Below are 26,996 nucleotides of genomic sequence, written 5' to 3'. Positions count from 1 at the left end.
TACAATTACCAACAAATTGAACTAGAATGATAGTTTACTTTTTATAGCGGAGCGCTTTTAGCTTGTACATTAATAATAATACGATGCCAGAGCTACCTAATTGGTTGTCTTTATACCTTGATAAACGCCACGGTCATGATGAATTGGCGGATCACAGTGGCTTAAACCCTGAGCATTGGGATACTTTATTTAATCGTTTAGCAAGTTTAACCGCTGAAGATGTAAGTAGTCGTGCCATTGAAATTACGCAACTTTTGCAAAATGGCAATATTAAAAGTGAGAGTAATCAACAGTGGCACTTCGATCCACTGCCTTTTATGTTTTCTCGAGCAGATTGGAATACGTTAGAGCAAGGCATAAAACAGCGAACTTTATTACTTAATAAGATCCAACAAGATGTTTATTCTGAGCAAAAGCTACTTTTGAGTGGGCAAATATCACCGCAGCAGCTGTACCAAGATAGTCATTACTTACGTGAAGGATTTAGCTTACCAAGTGATGAGCTAAAACTTTTTTTTACAGCGGTTGATGTGTATCGCGCACCATCGGGTGAATTTAAAGTCTTAGCTGATCATTGCCAATGTCCGTTAGGTCTAGGGCTATTGCTTAAAAACCGCATTATAGCTAGGCGCGTCATGGCTGAAGAGTTTGCTGAATGCAACGTGCAACAAATTAAAGAGTTTTTAAATTTGTTTCAAGAAGGCATTAACGAGTTTATTCATTATATGGATGATCCTCGTATTGTTATTTTAACTCAAGGGATCGATGATCCAAATTATAACGAGCATGCGTTTCTATCTACTTACTTTGGCTATACTTTAGTGCAAAGCGCTGATTTAACAGTGCGTAATGGCGAAGTGTGTTTAAAGTCATTACAAGGGTTGGGGAAAATCAATGTGATTTTACGTTGGATCCCAGATCAAAGTATCGATTCACTTGAACAAACACAATACTCGTTACATGGTATTCCAGGCTTATTACAAGCTGTACGTGAGGGCTCTGTAAAAGTATTAAATCCTTTTGGAAGCGGGGTACTCTCATCACCGGCAATACAATGTAATTTAGCCCAGCTATCAGAGCAACTTTTACAACAACCATTATTACTAGATTGCCCTAAGTACCACAGCACTGAAGATGTTAAATCATCGGATTGGTCACAGTTAGTGTTTGGTAGTTATAAAGATCCTAAACTAACACTTGATGGCCATTTAGACGCGGATAAAATTAAACAACTTATAACTAAGCAACCTAGCGATTATTATTTTCAAGATAAACCCGCATTTAGTAGCGCACCATTTTGGGATGACGGTAAGTTAATTGCAAAACCTGTGGTATTTAGGTGTTATGTATTAACCACAGAAAATGGCATCGAAGTGCTGCCATCGGCACTGTGTTTCTCTTATCAAAATAGTGCTAACGCTAAGGGCGCTGGTTGGCTCAAAGATACTTGGATAAATACCAGTAAAGATATTGATTTAACTGAGCAAAGTGTACCAACACCAATTAAAAAAAGAATGGATGTAAGCTTACTTGAAGGGGTTATATCAAGTCGTACTGCAGAACATTTATTTTGGCTCGGTCGTTATTTAGAGCGCTGTGAAAATACCATAAGAATATTACGTATCTTTATTGATCGTTACACTGAGTTGGCTATTTATCCAGATTTAATACGCCGCAGTACTGTTGCTCGTTTGTTGGCTGCTATCAGCGCTCAGCATATTGTCTACCCTTATGTAGAGCAAGCCATCAAGCTTGAAGAATTTGACAGCGCAGTGTCTAAGCAAACAGCGTTTGCTTTACTCGCTGATGAGCTACGCGCGGGTAGCATAATAAATACGTTAAATTATTTAGCGAATGCATCAGTACAGATCCAAGAATTATTGTCTCATGATAGTCGTCGTATTATTGATGAAATTAATGAGCAAGTTAAAGTGCTAAAGCATATCAATATCAACATTTCATCACGTGCGATGCAAAGTATTTTAGATAAAGTGATTGGTTTGATCATGGCCTTTAATGGCTCGTTAGTGGATTGTATGCCAAACAGCAATGGCTGGTTTTTACTTGAGATGGGTCGCAGAATTGAGCGCAGCTTACAAATCACCTCATTAACAGGGGCTTTATTAACGCAAGAACTCGAGCAAGCTGAAGAGCTTGGTTTACTCGAAGCGGTTTTGAGTAGTCAAGTTAGCTTAGTGACCCATAAACGTCGCTATAGAATGTATCAAAGTATAGGTACTGGGCTTGAGCTGTTATTACTTGATGCAGAATACCCTCGCTCATTACTTTTTCAGTTAGAGCAAATAAACCAGTTATGCAAGCATTTACCGACTAAACGCAGACAGGGAGTGATAGCAGCACATGAAAAAGCAATTTTACTTTCTAAAACGAGTTGCTATGTCACAGAAAAAGACTACCTGCAAAGGACGGACGCTGGAGTTCGTAAACAGTTAATCGAGTTTAACCATAATATTCGCCTGAACTTAAATACCTTTTGTGATGTATTATTATTGCAGTATTTTTCTCATACACAAACGGCGAATAAATTGAATTGGACTAATATTGAGCAAGCTCAATCGTGAAATATAAAATAAAGCATTCCACAACTTACAGTTATGCCGATTTTGTTAGCTTGTGTCAAAACCAAGCACGGTTAACACCAAAAACAAATCGTGCTCAGATATGCCACAGTAGCCGCATAGATATTGAGCCGCCGGCAAATTATATACAAGAATTTACGGATTATTTTGATAATAAAGTGACCGCGTTTGAAATAGCCACACAGCATAAAAAACTGAAAGTGACTATGACCAGTGAAGTGGAACTTTTATTAAGTGCAAATATTAACCTCGTCGACACTGATATGCCTTGGCAAGAGGCTCGCGATATCGTCGCAAAGCCAAATACATATCAGCTGTTAAAAACATCGGAGTTTATTTTGCCATCTCAATATACTCCTTTTGTACAGGGTATAAAGGAATACGCTTTAACGTCGTTTTTAGCTGATATTAGCTTGATTTGTGGCTGTAAAGATCTCATGGCACGGATTTTTCATGAGTTTCAGTATGATCCCGGTTTTACTACGATTAGTACGCCTTTGAGTGTTGTTTTTGCACAAAAAAGGGGCGTTTGCCAAGATTTTGCACATTTTGCGATAGCGTGCTTACGCAGTATTGGTTTAGCAGCACGCTATGTTAGCGGGTATATAGAAACAATGCCTCCCGAGGGTGAAGAAAAGTTAGCAGGTGCAGATGCGACCCATGCATGGTTTTCTGTGTTTGTGCCAAGGTTTGGTTGGGTAGACTTTGATCCAACAAACAATGTTATGCCTAATGAGCAGCATATAACACTTGCTGTTGGCCGTGATTTTTCTGATGTCACTCCTTTGAAAGGCGTGGTTTTTGGTGGCGGTACACAATTGCTTGATGTAGCGGTTGATATGATTCGATTGGAGTGATTAAAACAACTCAATATTAATAATGGATAAGGCGGAAGGATGTATGAAAATTGACTGGAAAGCATATCAAACAAATGGCTTTTTTGATGAATTAATAGATGCACAAGGAAATATTCGAACGCACGGTAAACAGTTAGCACAGTTTTTTTCTAGCTTATCAAAAGAAGAATTAGTTAAAGCCAGAGCTGTTGCAGATCTTGCCATAAAAGAAATGGGCATTACGTTTACAGTTTATAATGAAGGCAATATGATCGATAGAGCGTGGCCGTTTGACATTATTCCGCGCACTATTGGTAAAAAAGAATGGCAAACTATTGAGGTAGGTTTAAAACAGCGTGTAGAAGCGTTGAATCTGTTTATAAATGATTTATACCATGATCAAAAAATAATAAAAGACGGTATTTTTCCAAAAGGCTTACTCGAAAAATCAGTTAACTTTCGCTCTCAATGTGTTGGAATTACTCCGCCAAATAATATATGGGCGCATATCTGCGGCTCCGATTTAGTGCGCGATGGAAATGGCACTATGTTTGTACTCGAAGATAACTTACGCGTGCCGTCTGGGGTGTCTTATATGCTTGAGAACCGCTCTGTGATGAAACGTGTTTTCCCTGAGTTATTCGAACAAGTGTCGATTTTACCAGTTGATGATTATCCTTCACAACTGTTTGATATGTTGGCAGCAATGTCACCTCGTCCAGACGATAAGCCTGAAGTAGTGGTATTAACACCCGGTGTATTTAACTCCGCCTATTTTGAACATTGTTACCTTGCTCAAGAGATGGGCTGTGAATTAGTAGAGGGGCGTGATTTAGTAGTCGAAAAAGACGACTGTGTCTATATGCGCACAATTACAGGCTTGCAACGCGTTGATGTAATTTATCGACGCATCGACGATTTATTCTTAGATCCCGAAGCTTTTTTACCTGAATCACAATTAGGTGTACCCGGTTTAATGCGAGCATGGTCGAAAGGTAATGTGGCGTTAGTCAATGCACCCGGTGCAGGGGTTGCGGATGATAAGGTGGTTTATGCCTATGTACCTGACATCATAAAATATTACTTGGATGAAGAACCCAAGATAGAAAATGTGCCAACCTATAAGTGTTTAGATCCTAAAGAATGTGATTATGTTATTAAAAATATCGATAAACTAGTTGTCAAACCTGCAAACGAGTCGGGTGGCTATGGTTTATTGATTGGTCCTAAATCGACTAAAAAAGAGCAACAAGCAACCATTGCACAAATAAAAGCCGATCCACGGAATTGGGTAGCGCAACCAACTCTTGATTTGTCTACGGTTCCCACCCTTGACGGGACAGAGCCTGATGGACGTCACGTTGACTTGAGACCGTTTATATTATCGTCAGGTAAAGACACACAGATCACTACTGGTGGCCTTACTCGTGTTGCGATGGTGAAAGGTTCATTAGTGGTAAATTCATCTCAAGGCGGTGGTAGTAAAGATACCTGGATTGTTGACGAAGAGGCTAAATAATATGTTATCAAGAGTAGGTGAAACTTTATATTGGGTAGCTCGTTACATTGAACGTGCAGAAAATGTTGCACGGTTAATTAATGTCAACAACATGCTGATGTTGGATTTACCTAAAGGCGTATGTACAGGCTGGGAGCCATTAATAGATATTATTGGCGCGCGTCAGGCGTATGAAGATAAACACGCTGATTACACAGAGCAAAAAGCGCTGCGTTATTTACTTGTCGGTAGTGATAATGGCTCGTCTATTTTAAATTCTATTATCTATGCAAGAGAGAGCGCTCGGACAATCCGAGACGTAATGCCTCGCGATGTATGGGAAGAAATTAACTCCCTTTATTACTATGTAAAAGATAATCAAAAAGAAGGGCTTGCTAAGCGTGGCCGATTTGCTTATCTAAAGAAAATCATCGAATCAGCCCATCAAATATTTGGTGCTTTAGATGCGACTATTAACCATGATCATGGTTTTACGTTTATCCGCTTTGGGTCGTTAATAGAACGTGCTGATATGACGTCACGAATATTAGACATTCGTTCAGAGACGTTGATTACCAGCGATGAAGCAAAACCTTATGAAAATATTCAATGGATCAGCTTATTGCGCTCGCTTAGTGCTTATCAAATGTATCGACAAGAGATGAGCGTACGTGTGCAACGTGCTGATGTATTAGAATTCGTGATGCACAGTGAAGTATTTCCACGGTCAATTTTGTTTTGCTTAATAGAGCTGAAAACGCTGATTTCACCTTTACCAAATTCTACAGAGATTATAAATTTAATAGATGCAGTGGTAAAACAATTGAAAGCTGAAGATGTAAGAGCGCTTAAAAATGGCCACTTACACAATTATATGGACCAAATTCAAATTGAATTAGCGGGCATTCATAATGCATTAGCGCAAACGTATTTTTTAAAACCGCCAGAATAGGCCTGTTAAGCTATTAATCTTATAATACGCCCAAGGTTTTAAATTACATTGGGCGTTATTAACTAACGTGAGCTTTGGCTAATTATGAAAACGCGTTGTCTTTTAATTGTGCTTGCATTTGTTCGCGCATTTTAAACTTTTGTAGTTTTCCGGTAACCGTCATAGGGTAACTTTCAACAAATTGAATGTGTTTTGGTATTTTAAAATAAGCTAATTTATCTTTTAAGAAGCTGCGAATTTCTTGCTCTGTTAACACGGCATCATCTTTAGGCTGCACCCAAGCACATACTTCTTCGCCGTACTTGTCGTCACTGATGCCAAAAATAGCAGCATCTTGCACGCCAGGGTAAGTGTAAAGTACTTCTTCAATTTCGCGCGGGTAGATATTTTCGCCACCACGAATGATCATATCTTTAATTCTGCCCACTATTGCAACAAAACCTTCCGCATCCATTACACCTAAATCACCGGAGTGTAGCCAACCTTCTTTATCGATAGTTGCGGCGGTTTTTTCTTCATCATTCCAATAGCAACGCATAATACCCGCACCACGGCTGCATACTTCGCCAGCAAGCCCTATTTTTTGTAAATTACCCACTTCGTCAATAATTTTTACTTCTGTATGCGCCAGCGCGCGACCGACGGTAGTAACTTGTTTTTCAATGGATGAGTCAATCTCCGTGGCATTATTGATGGGACTACATTCCGTTTGACCGTAACCGATAACAACTTCATTCATATGCATCAGCGATTGTACTTTACGCATTACTTGCTCAGGACACGTCGAGCCTGCCATGATACCCGTACGTAAACTGGATAAGTCAAAACGAGCAAAATCTTTTAGTTCCAGTTCAGCAATAAACATAGTCGGTACGCCATGCAGTGCAGTACAGCGTTCTTTTTCAACCACCTCAAGCGTGATTGTTGGATCAAAAGAATCTCCCGGAAATACTGCCGTAGCTCCTTTACTTATACATACTAAATTACCTAATACCATTCCAAAACAGTGATATAACGGCACTGGAATACACAGCTTATCATCTGCAGTTAAGCGCATTGCATTAGCCATAAGAAAACCATTATTTAAAATGTTTTTATGGGAGAGCGTAGCGCCTTTGGGATTGCCTGTTGTGCCGGAGGTAAATTGAATGTTGATGTCTTGATCTGGTTGCAAAGTTGCACCAATGGCGTTGAGTTCAACGCGGTGGGAGGCAGTTGGCATTGTCATAACTTGACTAAAACTAAACATGCCAGCGGCAGGCTCATCACCAATGCGAATAATATTTTTTAAATAGGGGAGGTTTTTTGCCTGCAGTTGCCCTGCTTTTGCAGCGGCAAGTTCGGGCAGTAATTCATTAAGCATGCCTAGGTAATTACTGGCTTTGAAACTTGAAGCGGTTATAAGAGTTGAACACTCGACTGAATTTAGTGCAAATTGTAGTTCGTTTGGACGATACGCTGGGTTAATACAGACCATGATTGCGCCAATTTTGGCGGTCGCAAATTGGGTTAAGCACCACTCAAGGTTGTTTGGTGACCAGATACCAACACGATCACCTGGTTTTACACCTAAAGCCAGTAACCCCATTGCCAGCTGGTTGATCTGCTGCTGATATTCTTTATAGCTTAAACGAATGTTTTGATGATGCAGTACTATTGCAGGGTGGTCTGGGTTATTGTCGACAATGGAGTCGAAGTAATCACCTATGGTTTTATTGATCAATGCTGGGCTTTGTGCTCCTTTATAGTAGCTATGCTCTAAGCCTGCTGCATCTTTGACTGTTTTATTCGCATCGGTTGCAGTTGTATTATTGTTACTTATTTGCATGTACGGTCTCCGTGTCAATGTTGTGAGAGTCTACTTAGTTAGAAAAACACAGATTGTCGACAAATGAAAGCGCTATACGACCAATGTAGTAATAAAAATGATAAATATTAGGCAATAAAAAACGCTAGCTGTAGCTACAACAAAAACATTGCAGTACACACTAGCGCAGTATCTGATTATAAATTGAACTTTAATTGAAAATTAAAGTTCTTCGCTGCGGTAGGTTTTTTTCATTAAATGTACATATGCATTTACAAACGCATTTTCTTGGTACTTTTTAAGCCCCGTTTCAGCGAAATCAATAGGAATAGGATTACGTTTTAATTGCTCTTTGATCTCGGTTGTGCTGAATAAATAAACACTCAGCTCAGGGATCAATTGAATTGCAGTTTCCATTTTGAAACCGTTCGCACTACCGGCAAATTTACCTTTAGGCGCACGTTGACGAATAGCAACTGAGTCAATTTGATAGTCCTGCATAAGTTTCGCAAAATCAAATTGGAATTTACGCATTACTTCAGTGTCATTACCATTACCTAAGGTAAAGCGAGTTTGGCGAATATCTCGTATATCAAATACATCGTTATCTTTTGTTAAAATACACAGTAGTACGTCACTACCGGTAATTTCTACACCGCATGTTCTCATTGTCATTCTCTAAATAACTAATTTGGGCAGCATTATATCAATTAAACGCCTTAAAAACAGTGCATTTTAAAAACCGATTTCAATCCCAATGCCGCTGTGGTCGCTTACGCAGATATCTTCATCAATTTGGTTTGGATTTAAGTGTTTATCAAAGCTTAGATAGTGCAACGATTTTATCCGCGATAATGCACAATCAGTATTAAAGTGTCCTGAGGTCAAAATATAATCAAGCACATTGCCACGACCTTGATAGTAATGTGTTGCTGGTTTTACTTTACCATTTGCTGATTCACTGCTTAATGCAAACGAATCAGTTAATCCTACAATGGGTTGTTCAAGCTCTAAACAGGGCTCGCAACGAGTAGGGTGAAATCCTTGGGTCATGAATGACAGCGCAGGGCTGTCAATATTGTCGTTAAAATCCCCCATTACTAATGTTGCACAGTTTTTTTCACGCTGGGTTTTTAGCGCATCATAATAAACAATCGAAGCTTCCAGTGAGCGTGATATTTGCGATTGCATCATGCCAACGGTTTGTTGTAATAGATTTAATAAGGGATCGTCTTGATTATGAATGTTTAAAATATGCGCCATTGAATGCACCCGTTGTGATTTAAAGTGCACCACATAGCAGGTTAAATCACCAAATTCAGGTACATCAAAACTGCATTTAATAGGTGTGCGATTAAATTTAAATTCATTTTGATTATTTAAGTACTCAAGTAGTTCTGGGCAAGGGGTGAGTTCGTGACACGCTTGAAAAGGGATTTTCGCGGCAATCGCCACCACAGGGTTAAATAACACCTGTGGATAGAGATGATCACTGCGTGGACTGGCAACAGTAGCAAAATAGTCATAGCCTTGCTCTTTACACAAAATGGCCAATTGTTTGGGGCTAAACACCTCTTGGAAAGCAACAACCGTTGCCTGGCTTTGCTGTAGAAAGTCAGTGATAAATTGCTGTTTTTGCCGCCATTGCGTTGCGTTATAACGTTCATGTAATTGATAAAAAGAATAAGGTGGCGCCGCAAAATTAAGTAAATTTAAAGTGGCAAAACGGATACGATTAGACGTCGTCATTAGGTTATCCAACAGCTGAAATTAAATTAAGTATGAAATGCGAGGGTTATTTGTCAATTTGTCTGGCTAAATACTTGTATTTAGTGGCTCCAAACGCGACAATAACTGCTTGTGTTTGCTAAGACTCAACAAATACATTAACCAAATACGGTTAAAATTAACAATGCTTATTCGTAAAAGCGTTGTCGAGTTATTCATTTTAATTTAATAAATACATGTGATGCATTGTAGGCGTCACCACTGTAGTAAGGACTTATAATGCCAGTTATTACTCTTCCTGACGGCAGTCAGCGTAGTTTTGAAAACCCTGTAAGTACACTTGATGTAGCCAATGATATCGGCCCAGGCTTAGCAAAAGCCACTATCGCTGGTCGTGTTAATGGCACTCGTGTTGATGCCTGTGATTTAATTTCTGACGATTCTCGCCTTGAAATCATCACCGCAAAAGATGATGACGGCTTAGAAATAATTCGTCACTCATGTGCTCACTTGATTGGTCATGCAGTTAAGCAACTGTTTCCTGATGCAAAAATGGCAATTGGTCCAACGATTGATAATGGTTTTTACTATGATATCGATATGGAACATTCATTAAGTCAAGATGACTTAGAAGCTATTGAAAAGCGCATGTTGCAACTTGCTAAAACAAACTACGACGTGGTTAAGAAAACCGTAAGCTGGCAAGAAGCCCGTGATGCATTTGCAGCGCGCGGTGAAATGTACAAAATTCAAATCCTTGACGAAAACATTGCTAAAGATGACCGTCCAGGATTATATCACCACGAAGAATACATCGATATGTGTCGTGGTCCACACGTACCGAACATGCGTTTTTGCCAACATTTCAAAATAATGAAAGTAGCCGGTGCCTACTGGCGTGGCGATTCAGATAATAAAATGTTGCAGCGTATTTATGGCACTGCATGGGGCGATAAAAAGCAACTTAAAGCCTACTTGCAACGTTTAGAAGAAGCCGAAAAACGTGATCACCGTCGTATTGGTAAAGCACTTGATTTATGGCATTGGCAAGAAGAAGCGCCAGGCATGGTGTTTTGGCACAACGATGGGTGGAGCATTTACCGTGAACTTGAAGAGTTTGTGCGTGAAAAGTTACGCGAGTACCAGTACGAAGAAGTAAAAGGTCCAATGATGATGGATCGTTCTTTGTGGGAAAAATCAGGTCACTGGGAAAAGTATTCAGAAGCAATGTTTACCACTGAATCTGAAAAGCGTGAATACGCAATCAAACCAATGAACTGCCCAGGTCACGTACAGATCTTTAATCAAGGTTTAAAATCGTACCGTGATCTTCCACTGCGTATGGCTGAATTTGGTTGTTGTCATCGTAACGAGCCGTCAGGCGCACTTCATGGTCTAATGCGCGTACGTGGCTTTACTCAGGATGATGCCCATATCTTCTGTACTGAAGAACAAATCATGGACGAAGTATCAGCGTGTATCCAAATGGTTTACGATACGTATGAAACATTCGGCTTTGAAAAAATTGTGGTTAAGCTGTCAACACGCCCTGAACAGCGTATTGGCGAAGATCATATGTGGGACAAAGCAGAGCTTGCATTAGCTGATGCCCTGAAAGCAAATAACATCGAATTTGATTATTTACCGGGTGAAGGTGCTTTCTACGGTCCAAAAATTGAATTTACTTTGTACGATTGCTTAGACAGAGCGTGGCAGTGTGGTACAGTGCAACTAGATTTTGCATTACCAGGGCGTTTAGGGGCAACTTATGTTGCTGAAAACAACGAACGTCGTACACCTGTAATGATCCACCGTGCAATATTGGGCTCTATCGAGCGCTTTATCGGTATTCTTACAGAAGAGTACGCGGGCTTATTCCCGACTTGGCTTGCACCAAAGCAAGTAGTGATTATGAATATCACTGATAAACAAGCAGCTTATGTGCAGGAAATTGTACAAAAATTAAATAAACTTGGAATTAGAGCCGCTGCTGACTTGAGAAATGAGAAGATTGGCTTTAAAATCCGTGAACATACATTAAAACGTATCCCCTATTTACTTGTTGTTGGTGATAAAGAAGTTGAACAACAAGAAGTAGCAGTACGTACCCGCACAGGTGAAGACTTGGGCAAATTTAATGTTGATGAATTTGTCGCTAAAATTAGCGAAGAAATTAAAAATCGACTATAAAAACTCTGCGTGTAGGGCATACATTTAATTGCTAACTACACGCTTATTATTTGATATTCTTGGAGGAACGTACTATTAGAGGCGGCAAGAAAGGGCAACAAACAGCCCAAAAAAATCGTATTAACGAAGAAATTACAGCTCAAGAAGTTCGCTTAATTGACATTGAAGGCGAGCAAGCTGGAATTCAGTCATTAAAAGACGCGCAAACTATGGCTGATGCCGCTGGTGTTGATCTAGTAGAGATTAGCCCAAATGCTGAGCCGCCTGTTTGTAGAATCATGGACTACGGTAAGTTCATCTTTGAAAAAAGCAAAGAACTAAAAGAGCAGAAGAAGAAGCAAAAGCAAATCCAGATAAAAGAAATCAAATTCCGTCCTGGTACGGATGAAGGTGATTATCAGGTTAAGCTTCGCAACTTACGTAAGTTCTTAGAAGGTGGCGATAAAGCTAAGATTACCATCCGCTTCCGTGGTCGTGAAATGGCCCACCAAGAAATTGGTATAGAATTACTAAACCGTATCAAAGGCGATTTGGAAGAGCTTGCAGTTGTTGAGTCTTTCCCTAATCGTGTTGAAGGTCGCCAAATGGTTATGATGATGGCGCCTGTTGCTAAAAAGCAATAAACAAGCTAAGATACTCAGCGAATTTAGCTCAGGTCACCAAGTAATATGCAAATATTCACCTGTGCTAACCGGTAATAAAGTAAAACTGCAGCATTTATGTTGGGTTTTCACCGGAATATGGCAGTAAGTTAGGCCTAAAAGTGGAGCTATAGCAATATATCTCACGCCTGCTTACTAATTTTAAAGCAATACATTTGGAGTTATTGCAATGGCTTATAAGCTAAAAAGTCACAGAGGCGCGGCTAAGCGTTTCAAAAAGACTGCTTCTGGCGGTTTCAAGCGTAAACAAGCGCATCTTCGTCACATTCTGACTAAGAAAACTTCTAAGCGTAAGTTACACCTACGTCCTAAGATGATGGTTCATAAGAACGACCATGGTCTAGTTTCACGTATGTTACCATTCGCTTAATAGGGGTTTTTAGAAATGGCAAGAGTTAAACGCGGCGTTGTCGCACGTGCACGTCACAAAAAAGTTTTAAAACAAGCAAAAGGTTACTACGGAGCACGTTCACGTGTTTACCGCGTAGCTTTCCAGGCTGTTACTAAAGCGGGTCAATACGCTTACCGTGACCGTCGTGCGAAGAAACGTACTTTCCGTCAATTATGGATTGCACGTATCAATGCTGCTTCACGTCAAAATGGTCTGTCTTACAGCCGTTTTATCAATGGTCTTAAAAAGACATCTGTAGAAATCGATCGTAAGATCCTTGCAGATATCGCTGTTTATGACCAAGTTGCATTCGCAGCGCTTGTTGCAAAAGCTAAAGAAGGCCTAGCGGCAGCTTAAGCTTTTAAAAATAAGTATTAAAAAGGAGCCTATGGCTCCTTTTTTTGTGGCTAAAATAAAGTTTTCACCAACAGTTATTTGCGGTAAGGCTCGTGAAAAGCGAGATAGTCGGTAGTGATCCCAACCGCGCTAACGCTATATAATAATTACAAATAAATGAGGTAATTAACTATTTTGAATTGGCAATCCTTAGTTGATAACCGTCAACGCTTTTTCTGGGTATTACAGATTGCGGGTTGGGTCGGTTATGCACTTGTTAACTACATTGGCTCTAAAGTCTTTGAGATGCGCGATATTTATGTATTTGTGATCGTACTCAATGCTTACGCCGGCTGTTTAATGACTGTACCATTGCGTTATATGTATCGCAAAGCCTGGAATGCATCTCCTTGGGTTTTAATGTTAGTAGTGTTCGGCGCTTCGTACATTACAGGGACTTTATGGGCAGTAATACAAAAGTTCAATTTATGGGAGATTTATCGCCATGGCTATCGTCCTACAGAGTGGTTTTACTACCTACAACAAGGCTTAGATTCGGTTTATATTATTCTTTGTTGGAGTGGTTTGTACTTTGGCATTAAATATTATCAACTACTGCAAAGTGAGCGCCAAAAAGCCCTTAAAGCAACAACGATGGCGCATGAAGCACAACTGAAGATGCTACGTTATCAATTAAATCCTCATTTTTTGTTTAATACTCTTAATGCTATATCTACATTGATTTTGGTAAAAGAGAATAAAGATGCTAATTTAATGGTGTCAAAATTGAGCGACTTTTTACGTTATACACTCAATACCGATCCGATAAAGAAAGTCCCACTTGAACAAGAGTTGCATGCACTGATGCTTTATCTTGAAATAGAGCGAGTACGCTTTGATGAACGGTTGCAAGTGAATGTGCAAATCAGTGATGAAGCAAAAAATGCATTAGTGCCGAGTTTAATATTGCAACCGATCATTGAAAATGCGATTAAATATGCGATAGCTCATCTGATCGAAGGTGGGGTGATTGATATTAAAGCACAAGTTTTTGCTAATGAACTATTACTGGAAGTAGGCGATAATGGCCCTGGTACTGAATTACTTAATGGCCAATTAGTTAATTCACAAGGGGTAGGGGTGGCAAATACGAAAGACCGCCTGAAAACTTTGTATGAAAATAACTATTCGTTTGTGTTATCACATAATACGCCAAGTGGATTGAAAGTGAATCTGCGCGTTCCGTTTGAGAAGGCTGTGAAGAAATGAGCAAGATTAAGACCCTGATTGTCGATGATGAACCATTAGCCCGTAGAGGCTTAGCTGTAAGACTAGAGGAGTTTGATGATATCGAAGTCATTAAATTATGTAGCTCTGGCCAAGAGGCAATCGATGCATGCCAAGCAGGGAAAATAGATTTAGTTTTTTTAGATATTCAAATGCCTGGAATGAATGGATTTGAGGTTGCCAGAGCACTCAGTGAAAGTGTCAGAGCGTTACCTGCTATTGTATTCGTTACCGCATTTGATCAGTTCGCAGTCAAAGCATTTGAGATCCATGCTTTAGATTATATCCTTAAACCAGTCGACGACAACAGACTAAAACAGGCGGTAGAAAAAGTGCATACCTACTTGAAGACGCAACAAGACAACGCCCATAAAAAGAAATTGGCGAGTTTTGTAGCTGGAATTACTGGTAATAATTGTGAAGAGATTTTGAAAAAACTGGCAACTGGCGATACATTAACAGATCGCCGTTACCCAGAATCTTTAGCGGTGAAAGAGCAGGGTGAAATAATCCGTGTACCTGTAGCGACAATTCAATGGGTTGATGCCGCTGGTGACTATATGTGTTTACATTGCCAAGATGGTCAAACGCATATTTTACGAAAAACAATGAAAGAGCTTGAACAGGAACTTGATCCTCAGCTATTTGTACGTGTACACCGCAGTGCAATAGTAAATACTAAACAAATTAGCAAGCTTGTAACTCAGGTAAGTGGTGAGTATTTATTAGTATTAGATAATGGGCAAGAGCTAAAAGTAAGTCGTAGTTATCGCGATAAAGTAAAAGCTGCGTTAGCAAGTTAACTTAGAAACGGGCTCAATAGCTGTTATATAACGAAGTAAATTAAACCATGTGTTTTAAATAAAAAACGCGAGCCTTGGCTCGCGTTTTTTTATAACTGCGTTAATTAAGCAACAGTAACAATTTTCATAGTGTTGGTTGCACCAATCGTTTCCATAGCATCACCATGAGTAATGATCACAGTATCGCCAGATTGTAATGAACCCGCATTCACAAGTGTGTTAAGGGCATCTTTTACCATGTTATCTTTTTCACATTGTGTTGAGTCAAAGAATACCGGGTAAACACCACGATATAATGCTGTTTGACCAAGCGTACTGGCATGACGAGACAATGAATAAATAGGTAAGCCAGAGCTGATACGTGACATCAATTTTGCTGTGCTACCTGATTCAGTTAAAGTAATAATCGCTTTTACTGAATCTAAATGGTTTGCCGCATACATAGCTGACAATGCAATTGATTCTGCATTAGAAGAGAAACGGCTGTCTAAGCGATGTTTAGAAACGTGAGTTTCTTTTTGTGATTCTGCCCCTAAACAAACGCGCGCCATGGTTGCCACGGTTTCTTCTGGGTAATCGCCTGCCGCTGTTTCAGCTGAAAGCATTACCGCATCAGTGCCATCAAGGACTGCGTTGGCAACATCCATAACTTCTGCACGGGTTGGCATTGGGTTATCGATCATTGATTCCATCATTTGTGTTGCTGTGATCACGGTACGGTTAAGTGAGCGAGCACGACGGATAATGAGTTTTTGTTTACCCATTAAGGCAGCATCACCAATTTCAACACCTAAGTCACCACGAGCAACCATCACCGCATCTGAGGCAAGAATAATATCATCAACTGCTTCTACCGTTTCAACGGCTTCAGCACGCTCAATTTTAGCTAAAAGCTGTGCTTTAGAGCCTGCAGCTTCAGCTAGTGAACGCACATAACGCATATCGTCGCCACTGCGTGGGAACGATACTGCGATATAATCAACATCAATTTCTGCTGCAGTTAATAAATCTTCTTTATCTTTATCAGTGAAGGCTGGAGCAGTTAAACCACCACCTAAGCGGTTGATGCCTTTATTGTTAGATAACACGCCACCAACAGTTACTGTGGTATGCACTAAATGACCTTCAACATTTACTACTGTTAATTGAATTAAACCATCGTTTAAAAGTAGTAAGTCACCAGGGGCAACATCTTGTGGTAATTCTTTATAATCAATACCTACGGCGTTGATATCGCCTAGGCCTTTTTCCATTTTTGCATCAAGAATAAATTTTGCACCAACAGATAGCGTTACTTTGCCATCTTTAAATGTCGATACACGAATTTTTGGGCCTTGTAGATCGGCTAAAATAGCAATGTGCTTGCCTAGTTTTTTGGCAATGTCACGCACAGCTTGGGCACGGTCTTTGTGATCTTGTGCAATGCCGTGTGAGAAATTCAAACGCACTACGTTTGCACCAGCACGGATTATTTTTTCTAAGTTGTTATCTCGATCGGTTGCAGGTCCAAGGGTCGCGACTATTTTTGTGCGTCTAAGCATCAAATTCTCCTGTAGGCTTACGATGTTGTAAGCAGGTTGACGGTTTTTCGTTATTTATAGGTGTTAGTTTAACTGACACGCATAATACAGTTTTTACTGACAGCAAATAGCGCGTTGACATCAAGGTAACGTGTAAAGCTGTCATTATTTTATACAAAAAAATTATGACCACATTATGACACCGGTGTCAGGTCTCGTCAATGCTCGACTCAGAAATCCATATCAGGAAAATTTATCGCCCCGAGGCAACGGTTGTTTGATATAATCACTGTATCTTGCGTGTTTGTCTTGCGCAAAGCGTTGTATCTGTTGTCTAGGCTCGCATTTTTAAGTGGCTTGGGTATATAATGCGCGCGGTATTATTTCATTTACTAACCAATAGTTGTTACCGAGGAGGACACTAAATGCAAGTTGCATTAGTAGGGTTAGGCGTTATGGGTAAAAATCTTGCTCTCAACTTGATTGAACAAGGGATGACGCTAGTAGCTTATGATAAAAACCCAGACGCGGGCGAAGAGCTATTAAGCTGTGCTAAATTACAAGGCATGGCAGATCGTCTGCACATTGTGTCTGATTTAGGTGATATGGTAAAACGGTTAACGCCGCCTCGCTCAATTTTGTTATTAGTGCCAGCGGGTGAGTTAGTCGATACAGTTTGCAGCGATTTAGTTGATGCAGGCGTTGATTGTGACGATATTATCGTCGATTGTGGCAATAGTAATTATAAAGACGGTATTACTCGTAAACTTAAATATCAAAATAAATTTGAATTTGCCACGATGGGTATTTCTGGCGGTGCCGAAGGCGCGCGTCATGGTCCTGCGATGATGGCAAGTGGTTCAGAAGGCGGCTGGGAACGCGTTGAGCCATGGTTTGAAAAAGTAGCAGCAAGCTACAAAGGTGAATCGTGTTTTGCCCGTGTTGGTCAATCAGCCAGTGGTCACTTTGTAAAAATGGTGCACAACGGAATTGAATATGCATTAATGCAACTAATCGCAGAAATGTATCAATTATTACGCTTAGGCACTAACCGCACTCCACATGAAGTTGCAGAGATTTTTAATCAATGGTCTGAAGGCACACTCAATAGCTATTTATTATCTATCTCAAGTCATATTTTATCGTTAGAAACCGATGCGGGTGAAGCGTTAGTTGATTTGATTGATAATAAAGTTGGCGCGAAAGGCACTGGTTTGTGGACGGCACAAAATGCATTAGAACTGGGTATCGCCGTTCCTTCATTGGTTGCAGCTGTGCAAGCGCGTCACTTAACCAATACTGGTGACACACATGCAGCGAAAGAAATGACGTATGCAGCTAAATCAACTTCACAGGTTGAATTAGATTTAGATGAACTTAAAGATGCCTTCTTGTTTGCAAGTTTACTGGCTTATCGTCAAGGCCTTGCGCTGATCAAAGGTGCATCACGTGCACATCAATGGAAAGTCGATTTATCTAAAACACTGCAAACGTGGCGTGCTGGTTGTATTATCCGTGCTGATTACTTAGATAACATCGCTGAAGGTGTTGAGTTTATCGACACTTTAGAAAAAGAGTCATTAGCGCTGCGTAAAATAACAGGTCAAGCAATGATGACTGGATTAGCATTTCCGGTACTTAGCTCAACGCAAACGTATTTTGCGACGTTGACGACACCAAGCAATGGTCATCTAGTACAAGCACAGCGAGATTATTTTGGTGAGCATGGCATTAAAACTCATAGTGGTGAGGTATGTCATTTAACTGATTTAGTAGAGATTGACGCGAAAGTACGTTAATTAGACCAATAGGTTTAAATGAAAGGCACGCTAATTAGCGTGCCTTTTTAATTTAAAAAATAGTTTTATTATAAAGCGCTCAGCTTATCTACTTAACTCACCACGTAAGTTGTCTTGCATTAAATGGCGAATAGTTTCAATTTCAAGCTTTTGGCTAAATAAGTAATGTAATTTAGTTAAGCATGCCTCTAAGGTCATATCGTAACCGCTGATCACACCAATGTTAAGTAATGCGTTACCAGTTGCATAGCCGCCCATATTTACATGCCCTTTTAAGCACTGGGTTAAATTGACGATAACCATTCCGCGCTTACTTGCGCTGGAGAGGATCTCTAAAAAGTCTGGATCTTGTGGCGCATTGCCTACACCGAAGCTCAATAATACGAGGGCTTTGATATTGTCGTTTACCAGACTTTTAACTACAGCATGACTGATCCCAGGATACAAGTATAAAACACCAATAGGTTGCGGCGTGATGTTGGTGACTTGTAGCTCATTTTCAACATACGGGCTTAACTGGCCTTTTAATAATTGAATATTAATACCTGATAGTGCTAATGGATCTAGGTTAGGGGATGCAAAGGCATCAAAGCCATCGGCATGTGCTTTAGTCGCACGATTACCGCGAAATAATTGATTATTGAAAAATAGACTAACCTCAGCAATCGGATAATTAGCCGCTAAATACATCGCATTAAGTAAATTTACTTGGCCATCAGAGCGCAATTGCGACAGTGGAATTTGCGAGCCTGTCACTATCACTGGCTTTGTTAAGTTTTCAAACATAAAGGACAAAGCAGATGCGGTATACGCCATGGTATCTGTACCATGAAGCACGACAAAGCCATCATAATCTTGGTATTTACTTTTAATATCATCAGCGATTAGTTGCCAATGAGCAGGGGACATGTCTGATGAGTCAATCAGCGGGCAATACTCGTGAATATCGAATAAGGGCATTTCATCACGATTAAATTCGGCATTGTTTTCTACGGTTTGTGTTAAAAAACCTTCAGCGGGAATATAGCCTCGACTCGATTTTTTCATCCCAATCGTACCGCCAGTATATGCGATATAAATACGTTTACGTTTCATAAAAAAAGCCCAGTAAAAAAACTGGGCTTAGTATAACGGTTAGTTGCTGCGATTACAGCCTATACACTATTTATTGCGAAATATTACACACTAAGCAGCGGGCATAAATGCCTTGCGGATCGTTGTAATCTTTTAGACCTTCAACCTCAGTTGTTAATTGCTTAACTAAACCATTGATAGATGCTTGGTTTGAGAGTGCGTTTTGTAGCGTACTTTGTGAGCCAATTAGCGATCTAATCGATGCATTTCCAAAAATATCCTGCATTAATTTCTCTTCCGCCGATAGACTCTGCTTAATGGTTTTAACTTCATAAAAATCAAGCTTAGCCAGTTCAGCTGCCGCTTTGATAGCGTCTTGCTTATTGCCTAATTTGTCAACTAAGCCAAGCTCTTGCGCTTGACTTGCAATCCAAACACGGCCTTGTGCAATAGAGTCAACTTGCTCAGGGGTCATATTTCGTGCTTCACCAACAACCTCTAAGAAGCGTTGATAAGCGTCTTCTACACTTAGTTGAATAACCTGTGCCATTTTTTCATTAAGCGGGCGAGCGATTGATAGACCAGCCATTTCAGTTGTGGCAACGCCATCGGAATAAACACCTAATTTAGCCATGGTGTTTTCAAAGGTCATAAAGTTACCAAATACACCAATTGAGCCGGTAATTGTGCTCGGTGCTGCCCAAATTTCGTTGGCAGCAGAGGCAATCCAGTAGCCGCCAGAAGCTGCTACTGAGCTCATTGAAGCAACCACGGGTTTACCAGCTGCTTTAAGAGCAAGTACTTCAGCACGAATAACTTCAGAGGCAAACATACTGCCACCGCCTGAATCAATACGCAGTACAACCGCTTTTACTTTATCATCTAAGCGTGCTTTACGTAGTAAAGCCGCTGTAGAGTCACCACCAATTTCACCGGCTTTACGTTCTCCGTCAGAGATAGTACCGCGTGCAACCACAACGGCGACTTTTTCTGTCATTGGGTTATCAAACTCAATCGGCGGTTTAACCAATGAAAGATATTCTTTAAATGATACTTGGTTGAATGTTTTGCCCGTTTCTTCAGTGCCTACTAAGGCAATTAATTGTTGACGCACTTGTTGATTGGTTTTTAAAGAATCAACCCATTGATGTTCAAGGGCATATTTACCTGAATCGCCATTAACTGCTTGCATTTTTGCCAGAAACACGTCCATTGTTTCATCAAAGTTTGCTTCATCAAATGGGCGCACAGCGGCAACGTCTTGTTTGTATTCTTGCCACAATGCACCTAGCCATACATTATTAGCTTCTTTTGCTGCATCTGACATATCGTTACGAATAAACGGTTCAACAGCCGATTTAAATGTACCAACACGGAAAATATGCTGAGTGATACCGAGTTTTTCAAGCGCATCTTTAAAATACAATGGGTACATGCCAAAGCCTTGGATCTCTACACCGCCATAAGGGTGCATCGATATTTCATCAGCGTGCGCAGCAATGTAATATTGTGCTTGTGAGTAATAATAACCAGAGGCAATTACTTTTTTGCCGCTCGCTTTAAACCGCTCTAACGCTTGAGTGATTTGTTTTAATTTATTTAAATGCGCATTAGGCATTTTTTGTAAATCCAGCAAAATCACACTAATGCGTTTATCTTCAGTGGCTTGATCAATTACTTCGATAATATCATCAAGTAAAATTTCAGCCGGCTCGTCGTTGCCCTGTGTTGCATCATTGATGGCAGCTTCAATTGGATCAACGTAAACTTTTTCTTCTACGATTGGACCATTGAGGTTTAGCCTGAGCACCGATGTGTCAGCAACATTGATTTCATTGTCATCGCTTGCGATTGAAACAATGAAAAGAATTACGAGTAACACAAATAAAAAATTGAGGACTAAACGACGAGAAAAGTTAATTCCTGCCCACAGTCCTTTAAATAGCTTTGCAATCAAAATAAATCCTTAGTCTGGTACAACTTATATCTGTCACCATCTTAGCCCAGAATAAAAATTAATTTAACTGTTAAATCGTAACTAAGTATTTATGAGCGAGGTTTTAACCGTGAGAATGTGAAAATATTAGCTAATTTATCGCTTTTGTTGCTTATTGCTTGCCAATCGAGCAAAATTGGCTAATGTATAGAGGTTAGACCAGTTTATTGGGGCAGAGGATGTTAGAACAACAATTACAATTGAAACACACACAGCTACGTAACCGTTTGGTAATGGGCTCAATGCACACGGGGCTTGAAGAGGGATGGCATAATCGAAAACGCCTGCGTGCTTTTTATGAAGCGCGCGCTAAAGGTGGTACTGCGATGCTCATTACGGGGGGCTACAGTCCTAATTTGCGTGGCAAATTAACCCCAATCTCATCGTCTTTTAATAGCTATTATGATGTGTTTAAGCACCGTGCATACACTGATGTTGTCCATCAACACGGCGGTAAGATTTGCTTACAATTATTACATGCTGGACGTTATGCGTATCATCCATTTAATCAAGCACCAAGTGCAATTAAAGCACCTATTAACCCATATCAACCCAAAGCAATGTCGCTCAGTGCAATAAAAAAAACCATCAAAGACTTTGCTCATTCCGCCTATTTAGCACAAAAGGCAGGCTACGATGGCGTTGAAGTGATGGGCTCAGAAGGTTATTTGATTAATGAGTTTATGGCACCGCATACCAATAAACGCTCAGATGAATACGGTGGAAGTTTAGAAAACCGTATGCGTTTAGCGTTAGAGATAGTCAAAGCTGTACGTGCCAAAGTAAATAAAGAATTTTTAATTATCTTTCGATTATCGGTGATGGATTTAATTCCGAATGGGTCAACACCTGAAGAGGTTACTATCCAGGCCAAAGCATTAGAGCAGGCTGGAGTTGATATTTTAAATACCGGCATAGGCTGGCATGAAGCACGAGTACCTACTATTGCGAGTATGGTGCCAGCAGGTGCATTTAAAGAAGCTTCAAAACGTTTAAAAGAAGTGGTATCGGTTCCTGTCATTGCTGTAAATCGTATTAATACTCCTGAGATTGCCAATGAAATTTTAACTGCAGGGGATGCCGATCTGATTTCGATGGCACGACCACTATTAGCCGATCCAGAGTTTTTTAATAAATATCAAGCACAACAAAGTAAACACATTAATATTTGTATCGGCTGTAATCAGGGCTGTTTAGATCATGTATTTAAAGGTAAACGAGCAACATGCTTAGTGAATCCTCATGCGGGGTTTGAGCTAGATTATCCTCTTGAGCTGACCAACAAGGCTAAAAATGTGTTGGTTGTAGGTGCTGGGCCTGCGGGCTTATCTGCCAGTTGTTACTTAGCGCAAAAAGGTCATACGGTAACGCTGATTGATAAAAATACAGATATGGGCGGCCAATTTAATTTAGCGATGCGAATTCCTGGTAAAGGAGATTTCAATCATACCTTGCGTTATTTTATTAATGAACTTGAACGTCTAAAGGTCACGGTAACACTCAATACTCCTTTTACCGATAAAATGCTTGAGCAATACGATGACGTGGTGTTTGCAACGGGTGTGCGCCCGCGTGAGGCAAACTTTACCTGCGCGGATAATAAACGTGTTTTTTCATACGATGAAGTTATTCGTGGTGAAGTTGAATTAGGGCAATCGATTGCAATTTTAGGTGCCGGCGGCATTGGCTTTGATATGGTTGCTTTTTTAAGTGAACATAAAGACCAAAGTATTGCTGATTTTAAATCGCAGTGGGGAATTGAATGTCAGCCAAGTCCAGATAAAGATAATCGTCAATTGTTTATGCTAAAACGCAGCGCCGGGCGTTTTGGCAGTGAGCTTGGTAAAACAACGGGCTGGATACATCGTCAAGTTGCAAAGCAACATGGTGTAAAACAGATCGCTGATTGTCAATATCATCATTTTGATCAGCAAGGTCTAAAGATTACTGTGGCAGGAGAGGAGCAGGTGCTACCTGTTGATACAGTGATCGCTTGTATCGGGCAAGTCTCTAATAACGAATTAATGTCGGGGTTAATCGATAATCCTAAAGTACATGTAATTGGCGGGGCCAAATTAGCATCAGCAATTGATGCAAAACGAGCTATTTATGAAGCGCTTCAGGTCGCGCGTAAAATTTAACTGAAATAAACTTTTAATCGTAGCGGTCTTTGTTTAATACATTTCAAAAGACTAGACTGCTACGATGAATACATTGATCACACTATATAAAACTTCCCTACAAAAAATAGCCATTTTTGATGGTATCCCTGCTTTACTATTTAGACTGATACTGGCGCCAGTTATGATCATCGCAGGTTATAACAAGCTAAATATCAGTGGTAATGGTAATGGTTTTTTTGAATTCTTTTTAGCTTCTCCAGATGTTGTTGCTTGGTTTGGTAACCCAGATTGGGGTTTAGGCTTACCTTTTCCTGATTTACTGGCTTTTTTAGCTGGCTGGAGTGAATTTCTCGGTGGCTGGCTGCTCTTAGTTGGTTTATTAACCCGTCTGGTTAGCATACCGCTGATGTTTACTATGGTCGTTGCCGCAACCTCTGTACATTGGCACAATGGCTGGTTTGCGATTGCGCCGACAGATCCAGATACCAGTGCTGCACAAGTACTTGATTGGTTGGCGATCCCCGGTGCAAAAGAAAGTTTAGATAATTCCCGAGAAGTAAAAGAACGTATTGAGAAAATTCGAGGGCTTGTACAAGAACATGGTTTCCCAGATTACCTTTATGAAAAGGGTAAACCGTCCATTTTGAATAATGGTATTGAGTTTTCAGCAATTTATTTTGCGATGTTATTGAGTTTATTTTTTACCGGCGGTGGGCGTTTTGTTAGCCTTGATCACTGGTTACGGAAAAGATTCGAATAATCTAAATCTCTACCTGTCAGTTTGCGACGCCCGTCGCAAACTTTCAAACTTTCTCAGCAATCCCTATCAATGCTATGCTAGTTTCTTTTTTAATTAGAGAATCGTTATGGACGCTATTGAGCTTTTATTGACTCGTCAGTCAGATCCTCGACTGATTGCACCTGCCCCAAACAACAGTCAACTTGATATTATTAAACAAGCAGCGCTTCGTGTGCCTGATCATGGTTGCCTTGCGCCTTGGCAATTTATTGTTGTTGCAGAAGATGCGCGAGAACGACTCGGCGAAATTTATTATCAAAGTGCAGTTGCAGAACAACAAGATGAAAAAGTCATTAATCGTGCCAAAGAGTTACCGCTGCGTGCGCCGATGATAATCATTGCCATTGCCAAATATCAAGCGCACCCAAAAGTACCGCGTATAGAACAAGTACAAAGTGCTGGTTGTGCTGTGTTAGCTATGCAACAAGCAGCTTTTGCGCAGGGACTGGGTGGTGTCTGGCGTACTGGTTACTTTGCGCAAAGTGAGGCGGTAAAAGCGGCGTTAAAGCTTGATAATGAAGATGAGATTGTCGGTTACCTGTATTTAGGCACTCCAGAAGTGGACTGTAAAAAGACTGTTCGTCATAGTCCAGAACACTTTTTCACACACTTATAGTTGCCAAAACGTAATTAATTGGAACTTTGTCGTGTTATTTCAGTCAGAGTGCATTAAGGCTACCTTTGTTATTATCTTTAGGTAGCTTGGCTGTCTGAAGCGCTTGGATGCAATAACCCTCAATACAATGGTTTGTTATTTTTCTGCAGTTTGTTAATGTATGGAGTGTCTTAATTAGAATAACAACAAGAAGACGAGGATAATGGGAAATTTATTTTTACGTGAAAAAGAAAAATGGTTAACGTGGTCCTTATGGGGTTTTGTTGGTGCGGCTATCACTCTTTACACAGCATTTAGTACACAGACTCCTCATTTAATCGCGATCTCATCAACTGCTATTGTGGTTATCTTAGCGTGGTGGATGCAACGCACAAGACGATTTGATTTTGGTAGAGCGTTTAAAGTGTGTTGTTACGTGTTGTTTGTGAGTATTTTACCCGCTTTTGTATTGGTGCTTGTACCAAGTGATGATCTAAACCGCTTTGATTTAATCTTTCAGAGCTTAAGTTTTGTAACTTTTAGCTTATTAGTTTGCTTACTGTGTTCGTGGGTCGCGAAACGTCCAAAACAGTATTATTGATGTATTTTTAAGCGCTTCGAGTAATTGTAACGATTAATTTGAACTTTTTTACTTTTAGGGCTTTACAACAAGGCGGCTAACCCCTATTATCCGCGCCGTACGGAGAGATGGCAGAGTGGTCGAATGCACCGGTCTTGAAAACCGGCAGGGGTTTATAGCCCCTCTAGGGTTCAAATCCCTATCTCTCCACCATATTTAAAAAGCCGCCTTATGGGCGGCTTTTTGCTATCTGGAGTTTAAGATGTCACAGCAAAATCAATTAAACACCACACAACGGGTGCTAAAACACGTACTGTTATGGTCGGTGTTTGGCTACTGTTATCACAGTGCTATTAACTTACTCGTTAAAATGGCGATGGATGCACAACCAGAGCATGTATTGCTCACAGCTATGCTTTACTGCCTAGGCTTTAATCTATTAGCTGGGCATTTAATTACTAAATATGATAAATACTGGCCAGAAATTGCGGCAATATTTATTGGTTGTATCGGTTTATTAGTCGTGCCGGTGTTATTAGTTGGTACGCAGGCATTACTGAGTCGTCCATTACTTGCTGGTATTTTAATCAGCTTGCCAATCTTGACTTTTGCTGTGCGCTTAATAAAGCGAAAACTCACTAAAAACTAGCTCTAAAGAAGCCCAAAAGGGCTTTTTTTTATGATAGCATAGGCGCGTCTTTTAACTGATACCAGCGTTATTAAGCTTGGTATAAACAAAACGTGAAACATATTATGTCAGATAATTTTACTACAGATGCTGAAAAAGCAAGTTACGGTATTGGCCTACAGATGGGTGAGCAACTTAAAGCTAACCCTTTCGAAGGTTTAAACTTAAATTCAGTATTTGCAGGCATGAAAGATGCGTATGTGGGCGGCGATTTCCAAGTTGAGATCCCTGAGATCCAAGCTGCATTCGAAAAAATCAACACTGAAATCCAAGCACGTCGTGAAGAAGAAGCGAAAGTACTTGCAGCTGAAGGCATTGCATTCTTAGAAGAAAATGCAAAACGTGCTGAAATCACAGTGACTGAGTCTGGTCTTCAATATGAAGTACTAGCAACAGGTGAAGGCAAAAAGCCAACTGCTGAGTCAACAGTGCGTGTTGATTATCACGGTACACTTATCAACGGTACTGTATTTGACAGCTCTTATGAGCGTGGTCAACCTGCTGAGTTTCCAGTTGGTGGCGTGATCAAAGGCTGGACTGAAGCATTACAAATGATGCCTGAAGGCACCAAATGGCGTATCTATGTTCCTCATGAGCTTGCTTATGGAGAACGTGGTGCCGGTGCTGCAATTGCACCATTCTCAACACTGGTATTTGACGTTGAGCTACACGAAATTCTTTAATTAGAAATTGAGTAATAAAAAGCCGCGCTAATAACTATTAGCGCGGCTT

The 26,996-nt window shown here is 40.3% G+C and carries 23 protein-coding genes and 1 tRNA gene; 18 read left to right on the top strand and 6 right to left on the bottom strand.

From position 1 onward, the window contains the following. Nucleotides 1-62: 62 nt before the first annotated feature. Genes PSR9079_RS16785 through PSR9079_RS16770 form a run of 4 tightly spaced genes read left to right on the top strand, consistent with a single transcriptional unit; the run spans nt 63 to nt 5,886 of the window. Entirely contained in the window at nt 63-2,582 is a 2,520-nt protein-coding gene (locus tag PSR9079_RS16785; protein ID WP_149982507.1) for a circularly permuted type 2 ATP-grasp protein, read from the top strand. Next, nucleotides 2,579-3,457: a transglutaminase family protein gene (locus PSR9079_RS16780; RefSeq protein ID WP_149982506.1), complete on the top strand. Its 879-nt coding sequence runs from the start codon at nt 2,579-2,581 to the stop codon at nt 3,455-3,457. Before PSR9079_RS16785 ends, PSR9079_RS16780 begins: the two co-directional genes overlap by 4 nt. A 43-nt stretch (nt 3,458-3,500) precedes the next feature. Further along, complete coding sequence (locus PSR9079_RS16775; RefSeq protein WP_145233167.1) at nt 3,501-4,955, top strand: circularly permuted type 2 ATP-grasp protein; 1,455 nt, start codon at nt 3,501-3,503, stop codon at nt 4,953-4,955. A 1-nt stretch (nt 4,956) separates the two neighbouring features. Then, the gene (locus tag PSR9079_RS16770) at nt 4,957-5,886 is read left to right on the top strand and encodes an alpha-E domain-containing protein (RefSeq protein WP_149982505.1); all 930 of its coding nucleotides are present in this window, start codon (nt 4,957-4,959) and stop codon (nt 5,884-5,886) included. Between the two features lie 82 nt (nt 5,887-5,968). On the opposite strand, the gene PSR9079_RS16765 is transcribed toward PSR9079_RS16770, so the two are convergent. From PSR9079_RS16765 to PSR9079_RS16755, 3 genes are all read right to left on the bottom strand, one after another. Continuing rightward, nucleotides 5,969-7,714, bottom strand: coding sequence for an AMP-binding protein (locus PSR9079_RS16765; RefSeq protein WP_149982504.1), 1,746 nt, complete (start codon nt 7,712-7,714; stop codon nt 5,969-5,971). A gap of 201 nt (nt 7,715-7,915) precedes the next feature. Continuing rightward, nucleotides 7,916-8,362: a DUF3010 family protein gene (locus PSR9079_RS16760; RefSeq protein WP_145233170.1), complete on the bottom strand. Its 447-nt coding sequence runs from the start codon at nt 8,360-8,362 to the stop codon at nt 7,916-7,918. A gap of 66 nt (nt 8,363-8,428) precedes the next feature. Continuing rightward, entirely contained in the window at nt 8,429-9,442 is a 1,014-nt protein-coding gene (locus PSR9079_RS16755; RefSeq protein ID WP_149982503.1) for an endonuclease/exonuclease/phosphatase family protein, read from the bottom strand. A 258-nt stretch (nt 9,443-9,700) separates the two neighbouring features. Here PSR9079_RS16755 and thrS point away from each other — a divergent pair, with 258 nt between their 5' ends. The 6 genes from thrS to PSR9079_RS16725 all read left to right on the top strand — a co-directional run bounded on the left by thrS (nt 9,701) and on the right by PSR9079_RS16725 (nt 15,090). Then, nucleotides 9,701-11,611, top strand: a complete 1,911-nt coding sequence (gene thrS / locus PSR9079_RS16750; RefSeq protein WP_145233174.1) for a threonine--tRNA ligase — start codon at nt 9,701-9,703, stop codon at nt 11,609-11,611. A gap of 59 nt (nt 11,612-11,670) precedes the next feature. Further along, on the top strand, nt 11,671-12,234 hold the full coding sequence (gene infC, locus PSR9079_RS16745) for a translation initiation factor IF-3 (protein WP_145233176.1): 564 nt from the start codon (nt 11,671-11,673) through the stop codon (nt 12,232-12,234). A gap of 208 nt (nt 12,235-12,442) precedes the next feature. Further along, entirely contained in the window at nt 12,443-12,643 is a 201-nt protein-coding gene (gene rpmI / locus PSR9079_RS16740; RefSeq protein ID WP_004587840.1) for a 50S ribosomal protein L35, read from the top strand. Nucleotides 12,644-12,658: 15 nt separating this feature from the next. Beyond that, a complete protein-coding gene (gene rplT / locus PSR9079_RS16735; RefSeq protein ID WP_008110477.1) occupies nt 12,659-13,021 on the top strand; it encodes a 50S ribosomal protein L20 in 363 nt (120 codons plus the stop codon). A 174-nt stretch (nt 13,022-13,195) separates the two neighbouring features. Then, nucleotides 13,196-14,269: a sensor histidine kinase gene (locus PSR9079_RS16730; RefSeq protein ID WP_149982502.1), complete on the top strand. Its 1,074-nt coding sequence runs from the start codon at nt 13,196-13,198 to the stop codon at nt 14,267-14,269. Beyond that, the gene (locus PSR9079_RS16725; protein ID WP_149982501.1) at nt 14,266-15,090 is read left to right on the top strand and encodes a LytR/AlgR family response regulator transcription factor; all 825 of its coding nucleotides are present in this window, start codon (nt 14,266-14,268) and stop codon (nt 15,088-15,090) included. Before PSR9079_RS16730 ends, PSR9079_RS16725 begins: the two co-directional genes overlap by 4 nt. Nucleotides 15,091-15,194: 104 nt before the next feature. Here PSR9079_RS16725 and pyk read toward each other — a convergent pair whose 3' ends face one another. Continuing rightward, complete coding sequence (pyk, locus tag PSR9079_RS16720) at nt 15,195-16,631, bottom strand: pyruvate kinase (RefSeq protein WP_149982500.1); 1,437 nt, start codon at nt 16,629-16,631, stop codon at nt 15,195-15,197. Between the two features lie 404 nt (nt 16,632-17,035). Here pyk and gndA point away from each other — a divergent pair, with 404 nt between their 5' ends. Then, complete coding sequence (gene gndA / locus PSR9079_RS16715; protein WP_149982499.1) at nt 17,036-18,409, top strand: NADP-dependent phosphogluconate dehydrogenase; 1,374 nt, start codon at nt 17,036-17,038, stop codon at nt 18,407-18,409. Nucleotides 18,410-18,493: 84 nt separating this feature from the next. On the opposite strand, the gene ansA is transcribed toward gndA, so the two are convergent. Beyond that, the gene (gene ansA, locus PSR9079_RS16710) at nt 18,494-19,504 is read right to left on the bottom strand and encodes an asparaginase (protein ID WP_149982498.1); all 1,011 of its coding nucleotides are present in this window, start codon (nt 19,502-19,504) and stop codon (nt 18,494-18,496) included. A 70-nt stretch (nt 19,505-19,574) separates the two neighbouring features. Next, nucleotides 19,575-21,440, bottom strand: coding sequence for a signal peptide peptidase SppA (sppA, locus tag PSR9079_RS16705; protein ID WP_149982497.1), 1,866 nt, complete (start codon nt 21,438-21,440; stop codon nt 19,575-19,577). Between the two features lie 218 nt (nt 21,441-21,658). Here sppA and PSR9079_RS16700 point away from each other — a divergent pair, with 218 nt between their 5' ends. From PSR9079_RS16700 to bamJ, 7 genes are all read left to right on the top strand, one after another. After that, nucleotides 21,659-23,620 carry an oxidoreductase gene (locus PSR9079_RS16700; protein ID WP_149982496.1) on the top strand — a complete coding sequence of 654 codons (1,962 nt, stop codon included), beginning with the start codon at nt 21,659-21,661 and terminating at the stop codon, nt 23,618-23,620. Nucleotides 23,621-23,684: 64 nt separating this feature from the next. Then, on the top strand, nt 23,685-24,362 hold the full coding sequence (locus PSR9079_RS16695; RefSeq protein ID WP_149982495.1) for an HvfX family Cu-binding RiPP maturation protein: 678 nt from the start codon (nt 23,685-23,687) through the stop codon (nt 24,360-24,362). A 106-nt stretch (nt 24,363-24,468) separates the two neighbouring features. Then, nucleotides 24,469-25,017, top strand: a complete 549-nt coding sequence (locus PSR9079_RS16690) for an NAD(P)H nitroreductase (RefSeq protein ID WP_149982494.1) — start codon at nt 24,469-24,471, stop codon at nt 25,015-25,017. A gap of 202 nt (nt 25,018-25,219) precedes the next feature. Then, nucleotides 25,220-25,597 (top strand): hypothetical protein, encoded by a 378-nt coding sequence (locus tag PSR9079_RS16685; RefSeq protein WP_145233198.1) that lies wholly within the window; start codon nt 25,220-25,222, stop codon nt 25,595-25,597. A gap of 101 nt (nt 25,598-25,698) precedes the next feature. Then, a tRNA-Ser gene (locus PSR9079_RS16680) sits at nt 25,699-25,789 on the top strand. A gap of 49 nt (nt 25,790-25,838) precedes the next feature. Continuing rightward, nucleotides 25,839-26,225, top strand: a complete 387-nt coding sequence (locus PSR9079_RS16675; protein ID WP_179959208.1) for a hypothetical protein — start codon at nt 25,839-25,841, stop codon at nt 26,223-26,225. A gap of 104 nt (nt 26,226-26,329) precedes the next feature. Continuing rightward, nucleotides 26,330-26,947: a BamJ family beta-barrel-assembly machinery protein gene (gene bamJ, locus PSR9079_RS16670; protein WP_149982493.1), complete on the top strand. Its 618-nt coding sequence runs from the start codon at nt 26,330-26,332 to the stop codon at nt 26,945-26,947. The last annotated feature ends 49 nt before the right edge of the window (nt 26,948-26,996 follow it).

This window comes from Pseudoalteromonas rhizosphaerae (assembly GCF_902498845.1).
Classification (GTDB): Bacteria; Pseudomonadota; Gammaproteobacteria; order Enterobacterales; family Alteromonadaceae; genus Pseudoalteromonas; species Pseudoalteromonas rhizosphaerae.
This window is presented reverse-complemented; position numbering and strand designations above follow the sequence as displayed.

Excerpts from the sequence above, each read along its gene's own strand:
- thrS (WP_145233174.1), top strand. The coding sequence starts at position 9,701 with ATGCCAGTTATTACTCTTCCTGACGGCAGTCAGCGTAGTTTTGAAAAC.
- PSR9079_RS16765 (WP_149982504.1), bottom strand. The coding sequence starts at position 7,714 with ATGCAAATAAGTAACAATAATACAACTGCAACCGATGCGAATAAAACA.
- PSR9079_RS16725 (WP_149982501.1), top strand. The coding sequence starts at position 14,266 with ATGAGCAAGATTAAGACCCTGATTGTCGATGATGAACCATTAGCCCGT.
- PSR9079_RS16690 (WP_149982494.1), top strand. The coding sequence starts at position 24,469 with ATGGACGCTATTGAGCTTTTATTGACTCGTCAGTCAGATCCTCGACTG.
- rpmI (WP_004587840.1), top strand. The coding sequence starts at position 12,443 with ATGGCTTATAAGCTAAAAAGTCACAGAGGCGCGGCTAAGCGTTTCAAA.
- gndA (WP_149982499.1), top strand. The coding sequence starts at position 17,036 with ATGCAAGTTGCATTAGTAGGGTTAGGCGTTATGGGTAAAAATCTTGCT.
- PSR9079_RS16770 (WP_149982505.1), top strand. The coding sequence starts at position 4,957 with ATGTTATCAAGAGTAGGTGAAACTTTATATTGGGTAGCTCGTTACATT.
- PSR9079_RS16695 (WP_149982495.1), top strand. The coding sequence starts at position 23,685 with ATGAATACATTGATCACACTATATAAAACTTCCCTACAAAAAATAGCC.
- bamJ (WP_149982493.1), top strand. The coding sequence starts at position 26,330 with ATGTCAGATAATTTTACTACAGATGCTGAAAAAGCAAGTTACGGTATT.
- PSR9079_RS16685 (WP_145233198.1), top strand. The coding sequence starts at position 25,220 with ATGGGAAATTTATTTTTACGTGAAAAAGAAAAATGGTTAACGTGGTCC.
- PSR9079_RS16675 (WP_179959208.1), top strand. The coding sequence starts at position 25,839 with ATGTCACAGCAAAATCAATTAAACACCACACAACGGGTGCTAAAACAC.
- ansA (WP_149982498.1), bottom strand. The coding sequence starts at position 19,504 with ATGAAACGTAAACGTATTTATATCGCATATACTGGCGGTACGATTGGG.
- rplT (WP_008110477.1), top strand. The coding sequence starts at position 12,659 with ATGGCAAGAGTTAAACGCGGCGTTGTCGCACGTGCACGTCACAAAAAA.
- PSR9079_RS16775 (WP_145233167.1), top strand. The coding sequence starts at position 3,501 with ATGAAAATTGACTGGAAAGCATATCAAACAAATGGCTTTTTTGATGAA.
- PSR9079_RS16700 (WP_149982496.1), top strand. The coding sequence starts at position 21,659 with ATGTTAGAACAACAATTACAATTGAAACACACACAGCTACGTAACCGT.
- PSR9079_RS16755 (WP_149982503.1), bottom strand. The coding sequence starts at position 9,442 with ATGACGACGTCTAATCGTATCCGTTTTGCCACTTTAAATTTACTTAAT.
- pyk (WP_149982500.1), bottom strand. The coding sequence starts at position 16,631 with ATGCTTAGACGCACAAAAATAGTCGCGACCCTTGGACCTGCAACCGAT.
- PSR9079_RS16760 (WP_145233170.1), bottom strand. The coding sequence starts at position 8,362 with ATGAGAACATGCGGTGTAGAAATTACCGGTAGTGACGTACTACTGTGT.